This is a genomic window from Clostridium sp., from assembly GCF_040797585.1.
Lineage (GTDB): Bacteria > Bacillota > Clostridia > Clostridiales > Clostridiaceae > Clostridium_Z.
Genome location: NZ_JBFNEO010000151.1, coordinates 1 through 7,094, shown reverse-complemented (window position 1 = coordinate 7,094; position 7,094 = coordinate 1). Strand labels below are relative to the sequence as shown.

General features: G+C 30.6%; 5 protein-coding genes and 1 pseudogene. 4 read left to right on the top strand and 2 right to left on the bottom strand.

All coding sequences use genetic code 11. The annotated features are described in order from the left end of the window. Positions 1-98, bottom strand: a pseudogene (locus AB2369_RS09830) (DUF1349 domain-containing protein); the annotation flags it as partial. Between the two features lie 137 nt (positions 99-235). On the opposite strand from AB2369_RS09830, the gene AB2369_RS09825 reads away from it, so the two are divergent. Then, entirely contained in the window at positions 236-2,143 is a 1,908-nt protein-coding gene (locus tag AB2369_RS09825) for an NAD(+) synthase (protein WP_367666303.1), read from the top strand. 234 nt (positions 2,144-2,377) lie between these two features. Here the strand turns inward: AB2369_RS09825 and AB2369_RS09820 are convergent, their stop codons facing one another. Further along, positions 2,378-2,800 carry a YaaR family protein gene (locus AB2369_RS09820; protein ID WP_367666302.1) on the bottom strand — a complete coding sequence of 141 codons (423 nt, stop codon included), beginning with the start codon at positions 2,798-2,800 and terminating at the stop codon, positions 2,378-2,380. A 166-nt stretch (positions 2,801-2,966) separates the two neighbouring features. On the opposite strand from AB2369_RS09820, the gene AB2369_RS09815 reads away from it, so the two are divergent. The 3 genes from AB2369_RS09815 (at position 2,967) to AB2369_RS09805 (ending at position 6,982) form a co-directional block, all read left to right on the top strand. Beyond that, complete coding sequence (locus AB2369_RS09815) at positions 2,967-3,503, top strand: chromate transporter (protein ID WP_367666301.1); 537 nt, start codon at positions 2,967-2,969, stop codon at positions 3,501-3,503. 2 nt (positions 3,504-3,505) lie between these two features. Next, complete coding sequence (locus tag AB2369_RS09810; RefSeq protein WP_367666300.1) at positions 3,506-4,030, top strand: chromate transporter; 525 nt, start codon at positions 3,506-3,508, stop codon at positions 4,028-4,030. Positions 4,031-4,372: 342 nt separating this feature from the next. Continuing rightward, a complete protein-coding gene (locus AB2369_RS09805) occupies positions 4,373-6,982 on the top strand; it encodes a calcium-translocating P-type ATPase, SERCA-type (RefSeq protein ID WP_367666299.1) in 2,610 nt (869 codons plus the stop codon). Positions 6,983-7,094: the final 112 nt, after the last annotated feature.

Here is a 7,094-nt window from a genome sequence, read left to right as displayed (position 1 = left end):
GTGTTAGGCTCTGTTATAATTTCAACTCTATCCTCTTCAATGACATAATTTTTAGGTTCAAAAAACCACTTTGCTTCTTTAGTATTAAATTCAAACATACTAGTCCTCCTTAAAAATTTAAATAATTAGTCCACTAGAATACTTTATGGTTAAATTTGCTTATCCTTAATATCTTACATTATAATATTATAAATAGGCAAAATATATATAATATTATTTTTATGGAGTGATGACTATGAATTTTATTAGAGTTGGGGCTGCCTGTCCTGTTACTAAAGTATCTAATATAGAAGAAAATCTTAAAAATATAAAACTATGTATAGATAAAGGAAGAGATGAGAATGTAAAGATTCTTGTATTTCCAGAACTCTCTACAACCTCTTATACCTGTGGAGACTTATTTATGCAAAGTACTCTTATTAATAAAAGCTATGAATCAATAGAAGAAATCTGTGAATATTCAAGGTCCTTAGACATGGTTATAGCAGTTGGTGCTCCACTTTTACATAACTACTGTCTTTATAACTGTGCTTATATAATATTTAATGGAGAGGTTCTTGGAATTGTACCTAAAAGTTATATACCAAATTATAGTGAGTTTTATGAAAAGAGATGGTTTACTGAAGGTTTAAACATAAAAGATGAGATGATTAATCTAGATTTTCAGGAAAACATTCCTTTTGGAACCAATCTTATTTTCTCTTCTGGAGATATAAAACTTGGGTTTGAAATCTGTGAGGATCTTTGGGTTACAATACCTCCAAGTTCATACCTTTCTCTAATGGGAGCTAATATAATAGGAAACCTTTCAGCTTCTAATGAGCTTGTTAGTAAAAATTCCTACAGGAAAAGTCTCATAGAAAATCAAAGTGCAAGAACTATGAGCTCCTATATATATGCATCCGCTGGGGTTCATGAGTCCTCTACAGACCTACTTTTTAGTGGTGACTTAAGAATAACAGAAAACGGAACTACCCTAAAAGAAAATGAGAGATTCCAAAGAGAAAATCAGATTATTTCATCCATAATAGATGTGGATAGACTTAATGAGGAGAGAAAGAAAAATATAAGTTTTAGAGATAGCTTAAAAAATGCTTCCTTAAGACCTATGGAAATTAAATTTAAGTTTAAGTTTAATGATTACGGAATCTTTGATAGATATATACATAAACATCCCTTTATACCAAATGGTTCTAAAGAAAGAGAGGCTAGATGCAAAGAAATATTTAATATTCAAACCTCAGCCTTAGCAAAACGTATAGAACATACTAATGCAAAAAAAGCTATAATAGGAATATCTGGAGGGTTAGATTCAACCCTTGCCCTCCTTGTAATAATAAAGACCTTTGATATGCTAAACATCCCTAGAAAGAATATAGTAACCATAACCATGCCAGGGTTTGGAACTACAGATAGAACCTATAACAATGCCGTGCTACTTTGCAAGGAATTAGGTACTGATTTTAGAGAAATAAATATTGTAGCCGCATGTCTTCAGCACTTTAAAGACATAAATCATCCTATGGATAACCATGATGTAACCTATGAGAATGTTCAGGCTAGAGAGAGAACTCAAATTCTTATGGATATTGCTAATAAGGAAGGTGGATTATTAATAGGAACTGGTGATCTATCCGAGCTTGCTTTAGGTTGGTGCACATTTAATGGAGATCATATGTCTATGTATTCTGTAAATTCCTCTATCCCAAAAACCCTTGTAAAATATCTAGTTGGATATGTGGCAGAACATGAGACTGAAGAAAGAACCTCAAAAATTCTTATAGATGTACTAGAAACTCCTGTAAGCCCTGAGCTTCTTCCAAAGGATAAAAATGGTGAAATCGCTCAAAAAACTGAGGATATAGTTGGTCCTTATGAACTTCATGACTTCTTCTTATATTACTTTATAAAACAAGGAGCTTCTTATGAAAAACTTCTATTCCTTTCTAAGGAGGCTTTTAAAGGTGAATATCCTGAAGAAATTATAGAAAAGTGGCTTAAATTATTTATTAAAAGGTTTTTCACTCAGCAATTTAAGCGTTCTACCCTTCCTGATGGACCTAAGGTTGGATCTATAAGCCTTTCCCCTAGAGGAGATCTTAGAATGCCATCAGATGCTAGCTATGGAAGCTTCTTAGAGTAAGTTTAATATAATATTTTTCGTAATTAAATTATTAAAGTAAAAAAGGATTTTACTATTAAAACTTTATAAGTTATTAATAGTAAAATCCTTTTTATATGTATTAATGAGATAATTTATAGAAAAATCACCTTAAAACTTAACCTTTGAATAATACCTAAGTAATGATATTTGGTGACTTTTATAATGTGGTTTATCTATAATACAAGATTTTAAATACTTATATAAATAAAATTTTTATTTATATATATCTACTATAAGACCCTGAATCTCATCTATAGTTGAAGCTACAGAAATATTTTCTTTTTCACCTGCCATAATCATATTGGTAAGCTCTTCTAACTTTTGATCTATAATGTCCACTGTAACAAAATATTGAGTTTGCCAAAAGCTTATATCCTTTTTTATTGAATACATATGATTTAACACTGTTTTTAAATAATCCCTAATTAGATTTTTATAAACTCTAACATCTGCAAAACATTTAGTTATAGCAAGTCTATTTCCTCTTTTATTTATATCTTCAAGCATTTTCTTTAATTCTTCTTCACTTTTTCTTTCCTTGGCGAAATTAAAACTTTGGGAAAAATCTTTTTTTAGATCTACCTTTTTCCTTTCTGAAGTTAAGGAAGACCCCTTTCTAACTCTTGAAATTTCCATAACCTTCTCCCCTTCTAATCTATAAATAATCACCTTTTATTATAACCTAAAAAGCAGCTAAATTTAAGTATATTCTAAAAAAACTATAAATACTCATATTATAATATTCGATTAATTTGAAATTCTTTTAAGTTGTATTTATAATAAAGGCTATAGGAGGGGTAAAATGAATAAAATTATTACTATGTTCTTTAGTTTCTTTAAAATAGGGGCATTTACCTTTGGTGGAGGCTATGCAATGATTCCCTTAATTGAGAAAGAAGTTGTAGCCTCAAGAAAATGGATAAGCCAGGAAGAATTCAGTGATATTATTACCTTAAGCCAAAGCTTTCCTGGGGCACTAGCTGTAAATGCTTCAATATTTATAGGGTATAAAATAGGTGGTTTTTTAGGTGCTGTATTTGCTCTTTTAGGTTCTATACTTCCATCCTTTTTTATAATAGTTTTAGTTGCCAAATTTTTTATGGACTTTAGAAATAATTTATGGATTGATAGAGGTTTTAAAGGAATAACCGCTGCAGTACCTATTCTAGTTCTAATAGCAGTTAAAAGTCTATCAAAATCTGTAGATAGGAATATAATAAATGGAGTAATTCTTATATTAACTGTAGTACTTATCTCTGTATTTGATGTTCATCCTCTTGTAATTATTATAGCATCTGCCTTATATGGAGCTATATTTTTAAGAAAGAAGGTGAAATAACTTTGATATTAATAAAATTATTTTTAACCTTTCTAAAGATAGGGATGTTTAGCTTTGGTGGTGGTTATGCAATGCTTCCAATGATTGAAAAAGAAGTGGTTACATTAAATGGATGGATTACCTCCTCAGAATTCATAGATATAATAGGAATATCCCAGATGACACCTGGTCCAATATCTGTTAACTCTGCTACATTTGTAGGATATAAAGTTGCGGGAGTCATGGGAAGTATATTTGCCACCCTTGGAGTAGTTTTCTTTTCTTTTATAATTGTATCCATAGCTACTCACTATATTATAAAATTTAAAGATTCCATAATATTAAAGTCTATATTAACTGGTATGAAACCTGCACTGATAGGCCTTATAGTCTCTGCTTTTATATCCTTAGCTAATGAAGCCTTTGTAGACTTTAAAGGAATATTAATTGCTCTTATTATTGCTTTAATTAGTTTTAAAAGCAAAATTCATCCAATACTAGTTATAGTTATAGCTGCTCTACTGGGAGTAATATTATACAGCTTTTAATTATAATAAATAATAATAACTAGAAAACTATTGACTTTTATATGGGAAACGTTGTATAATATTACCAAATTACTTATATCCTACATAAGGGAGTAACTAGCAGGTTTTCTGCTGTAAAGTCAACAACCGGTGTATTACATCTGGCTTTACATGAAATAGTAAGACTTATGTATAATGTATCATTTATGATGCATTATACATAAGTCTTTATTTTATGTGAAATTATTATTGTAGTTAGGTTATTTCCTTATAATCTCTTTCCTAATTCATATTATATATAAAATCAATTAGGAAATAATAAGTCTATAAAAAACTATGTTGAAATTAATGGAGGTATGATTTATGTGGTTTAACAAAGAAACTGATGAGGTATTAAAGCACTTTAACAGTGATACTGTAAATGGCTTAACCTCTGAAGAAGCCAAACAACGTCTAGAAAAATACGGAAAAAATCAGTTAGTCACTAAGAAAAAGAAATCTGTAATTCAAATGCTCTTAGCCCAACTAAAGGACACAATGATTTATATCCTATTAGGAGCAGCAGTTATATCTGCAATTATGGGAGATTTTAATGAAGCAATTATAATAGTTTTAGTTGTAATGCTTAATGCAGTAATTGGAGTAGTACAAGAGTCTAAGGCTGAGAAAGCTCTTGAAGCCTTAAAGAAGCTTTCATCTCCTAAAGCTTTAGTTATAAGAGACAAGGTTACTATAGAAATCTCTTCTGAAGATGTAGTTCCTGGGGATATAGTTGTTCTTGATGCTGGTAGATATGTTCCTGCTGATTTAAGACTAATTCAAATTGCCAACTTAAAGATTGAGGAATCAGCTTTAACAGGAGAATCTGTACCCTCTGATAAGGTTAGTAATGCTATCTCTGAGGAAAAAGTTCCTTTAGGAGATCAAAAGAATATGGCCTTTTCCTCTACCCTTGCCACTTATGGTCGTGGTATTGGTGTTGTAGTTGCAACTGCTATGGATACTGAAATAGGTAAAATTGCAAAAATGCTTGAAAATGAAGAAAATGAAATGACTCCTCTTCAGAAAAAATTAGAGGAACTTGGAAAAGTCTTAGGTTTAGGAGCTTTGTTAATATGCGGAATTATTTTTATAATCTCTCTTTTCCAAGGTAGACCGCTGTTTGAAATGCTTTTAACTTCCATAAGCCTTGCTGTAGCTGCAATTCCTGAAGGACTCCCTGCAGTTGTTGCTATAGTACTTGCCATGGGAGTTCAAAGAATGATTAAAGAAAATGCCATTGTTAGAAAACTCCCTGCAGTGGAAACCTTAGGTTCTGTAAATATAGTATGTTCTGATAAAACAGGTACCTTAACTCAAAATAAAATGACAGTTACAAAGTTTTATGCCAACTCTAAGTTAAATAATATTGAAGATTTTAATGTAGATAATTCTTCTGAAAAACTACTTCTTGAAAATCTAATTCTTTGTAATGATGCTACTTACTCAGTAAATAATTCTACAGGAGATCCTACGGAAATAGCTCTTCTTGAGGCAGGTATAAAATTCAATCTCTCTAAGGATGATTTAGAAGTCTCAAATAAAAGAGTTAATGAAATTCCTTTTGACTCTGATAGAAAGCTTATGACTACAGTTAATAAATATAATGAATCCTTTAAAGTATTTACTAAAGGTGCCATAGATAATATATTAAAAATCTCAAAAGCTGTTTATGTAAACGGGGAAATTGTTCCTCTTACTGAAGAATTAAAGAATAATATTATGGATGCTTCTAATGAGATGTCTAATGATGCTCTAAGAGTTTTAGGTGCTGCCTTTAAAGATTTAGACTCTCATAATGTTAATTTAGACGACTTAGAAAAGGATTTAATCTTAATTGGTATGGTAGGTATGATAGATCCTCCAAGACTTGAGGTTAAAGACTCCATAGCTCTTTGTAAAAAAGCTGGTATAAGTACTGTAATGATAACAGGTGACCATAAAAATACTGCATTTGCCATAGCTAAAGAACTTGGTATTGCAAGTAGTATAGATGAATGTATGTCTGGAGCTGATTTAGATGAACTTTCTGAAGAAGAATTTAAAAACAAAATCTCCTCTTTAAAGGTTTTTGCTAGAGTATCTCCTGAGCATAAGGTTAAGATAGTTAAGGCTTTTAAAGCTAATGGCAATATAGTTTCAATGACTGGAGATGGGGTTAATGATGCTCCTTCCTTAAAGGCAGCAGATATTGGTGTTGCTATGGGTATAACTGGTACTGATGTAGCCAAGGGTGCTGCAGATATGGTTCTTACTGATGATAATTTTTCAACTATAATATCTGCCATAGAAGAAGGAAGAAATATCTTTAATAATATTAAAAAATCTGTTATGTTCCTTTTATCTTGTAACCTTGGAGAAATTGTGGCTTTATTCGTAGCTATACTTTTAAACTGGGCTACTCCACTTCAACCAATTCATATATTATGGGTTAACCTAATAACTGATACCTTACCAGCCCTATCTTTAGGTGTGGACCCTGGTGATAGTGGTGTTATGAATTATCCTCCAAGAAATCCTAAGGAAAACATCCTTAAAAGAGGTGGATTCTCTCTAATATTTAACGGTACTTTAATTGGGGTACTAACTCTTATTGCATTTAGAATAGGACTTAATAAGTATGATAATGTAATGCACGCTCAAACTATGGCTTTTGTAGTTTTAAGTGTATCTCAATTAGTTCACTCCTTAAACATGAGGCATAGTGAGAAATCTATATTTACAATTGGATTCTTCTCAAATAAGTTCCTTATATTATCTATAGTTTTTGGAATCTTCCTCCAAGATATTATAATAACTGTTCCATTCTTAGCTAATATCTTTGGTGTTTATGACTTAAACCTAAATGATTGGTTTATAGTTAGCTTATTATCTATAATTCCTCTTGTAGCTAACGAGATAATTAAGATCTTTATAAGAGCTAAAAATAAATAAATGATAACTCTCTTATAACTTATATTATGTAATATATTTAATTTAAAAGAAAAACACTATTTGGCTTACTTTAGAAATAATGAGCCAAATAGTGTTTTATATTTTTCTTCTT